Raw genomic sequence first — 2,654 nt, 5'->3', positions numbered from 1 at the left:
GCCTCATTTCTCCTGTATAAGCATCAAACACACCTTCGTTATGAGTTTTTCTATATTCATTAAAAGTCTCTTCTTTAATACTATCCATCTTTGCATTATAAGAATCTAAAGAATTTTGAACCATTCTATAGCCACCATATGGATTAACTATCCTTTTTAAAGGTTCTTCTGTTTGATATCCAACTATTAACTCATTTTCTTTATCTAAGTAACCTGGTGCATGGTTATCTATTCCTGAAAAGCTAGATGTACATATTTTTATTTCTCCAGTTAATATTTCTTCATTTATAAGGTTTTCAGCTTTATCCCAAAGCTTTTTTGTCTTTTCAGAAATATCTTCTAAAAATCCATCTCCCTCTTCATAAGGTTTATAATTTAACTGTATAAAGTCTCTTACATTTACTCTTTCCTTCCATTCACCTTTTTTAAATCCATCCCAATTTTTCATAAATTCATCTCCCTTTCTTTATATCTATATAAACTATTTTATTAATATTTTCTTTGCTTTAAGTTAAGTATACAGTCTATCTATATTTTATGCAGTGATGCAGGTCACAATTTACAAAAAGAATATAAAAAAAGTACTTAACCTAGGCTAAGTACTAAAATTCATATTCCATAATTTTATCTCTTATATCCATTTTATTATCCAAATAATTTTCATAGCTATATATTTCTTTAAATAATTCCTTAACTCTTACATTTAATTTGTGTATTTGTGTTTCATTTATAAAATCTACTGAAATTTCTTTACAAAAATTATTTGCAATAGCATCAAGTGTACAATGTACTATTTCTTCTTTATGATCTTGTTCTATATCTTTTTCATTTAAAACTTCCATTATAGATTTATGAAATATATATCTTATATAAATTAAAAATCCTTCAAAGTCATCAGCTTTCATTCCATTTTCAATTTCAAATATTATTTTGAAGAATAAATTCCATCTAAAATCTTTGTTTATTATTTCTAGTATATTAGAACCCATTTTTCTAGTAAATCTATCATTATAAAATATTTCTCTTTCAAAATCTATATATTTGTTAAAAGTCATTTCTTTATTTCCAATTTCATTTAATCTATTTAATATTCTTAAAAAGTTGTTACTATAGTTAACCGACTCCTCGGCTCCACCTTTCATAAATAGATAATTTACTATAACATCTGTAGATTTCTTAAAATCCACCACAAAACCTATTTCTTTTCTTACCTTTATAACATATATATCATGAATTATTTTAGACAGAAGTGCTTTTATCTGCATCTTCTTATTTGTAGCATCACTTGCATCCATACCATTTAGATGGTTAAAAACAACCATAAGTTGTCTATCTATCATGGCTAAGCTGTCTTTTATAGATCCCATTATATCCCTAAAAAAATCTTCTGTAAGCATATAGTTAAAGTTTTTATAAAGAACCCTGTGGTCTATCTCACCCCAAAACACATTTACCAATGATTTTATTTGTAATTCAAAATTTACTTCTATATCACCTTTTTTATATTTTCCATCTATTTTGTATATTTCAAATCCATTTTTTTGAATTTGTGGTTGATGATCAGATAATTTTAATCTAATACTTGAATTAAGTGGGTTAGAATAATATCCATCTTCTTCTTTTGTCTTAAATATACCTATTATATCTCTATATAGCTTAACCTCATCTTCTATAAATCTACATTCAATCCGTATTCCTATTAAATCCGATAAATTATGTAAAAGATTATCAGGAGTCTTATATTTAAGATAAAAGTTGTCTCTTAGTATCTTTTCTTTAAGACTATCTGCAGATTTTATTCTATAATTCACGTTTAAAAAATGATCTTTTATAGAAAAACTATCTGTAAAAAATTTCCCAAGTTCTTTTGAAACCCTATCTAAAGTATCTGATTTTTCATCAATAAGATCTAATGTTCTGTCTATAAAATCAAATAATTCTAATTTCATGGTCGCCTCCCAAATACTTCGTTACTTAAATTATATCATATTTAAATATAATTATGTTAGCTTATATAAAAACTAAGTAAAAACACACCTACAAAATCCGATTTCCATCTAATTTTTGAGGTGCATTTTTATAATTTTTCCTTGTTCAGTCAAATTTATCGTAATAAATTAACTCCTCGTCCACATTTTTATTTGTAAGAGCCTTTACAACAGAATCTATCATACGGTCACCGCCACACAGATAAGCTTCTTTATTTTCTCCACCTTCTACAAATTCATCTATTGCATTATTTACTCTCCCACAAAACCCTGACCAACCATCTTCTTCAGTAACTCTTGAAAGGCAAGGTATAAATTTAAAATCATAAAGCGTTTCTTCTAATTCTTTAAAATAATCTAAGAAAAATAAATCTTCTTCTGTTTTAGCACCAAAATAAAATCTTGCTTTTCTTTTTATATTATTTGTTTTCATCCATTTAAGTATAGATAGTATAGGTGCAACTCCAGTACCAACTGCTACCATAATCATATCCCTTTCATTATCTTGATAATAAAAGTCTCCATATGGTCCATTTATAGTTACTTCATCATCAACCTTTAAATGCTTATGCACATATGTTGTTGCAATCCCCTCTGGAACATAACCTATAATAAGTTCTATATGATCTCTTTCCATAGGTGATGAAGCTATAGAATATGCTCTAT

Annotated in this window: 3 protein-coding genes; all 3 read right to left on the bottom strand. The window is 26.6% G+C overall.

Translation table 11 applies throughout. The features are described from left to right. A partial coding sequence (locus ACTHW2_RS01670) for a pyruvate formate lyase family protein (protein ID WP_442261990.1) occupies positions 1-448 on the bottom strand: 448 nt, incomplete at its 3' end. A 154-nt stretch (positions 449-602) separates the two neighbouring features. After that, on the bottom strand, positions 603-1,949 hold the full coding sequence (locus tag ACTHW2_RS01665) for a GTP pyrophosphokinase (RefSeq protein ID WP_442261989.1): 1,347 nt from the start codon (positions 1,947-1,949) through the stop codon (positions 603-605). A 145-nt stretch (positions 1,950-2,094) separates the two neighbouring features. Next, the coding region (locus tag ACTHW2_RS01660; RefSeq protein WP_442261988.1) for an FAD-binding oxidoreductase at positions 2,095-2,654 on the bottom strand (560 nt) is incomplete at its 5' end.

Source organism: Tissierella sp., assembly GCF_052089545.1.
Classification (GTDB): domain Bacteria; phylum Bacillota; class Clostridia; order Tissierellales; family Tissierellaceae; genus Tissierella_A.
This window is presented reverse-complemented; position numbering and strand designations above follow the sequence as displayed.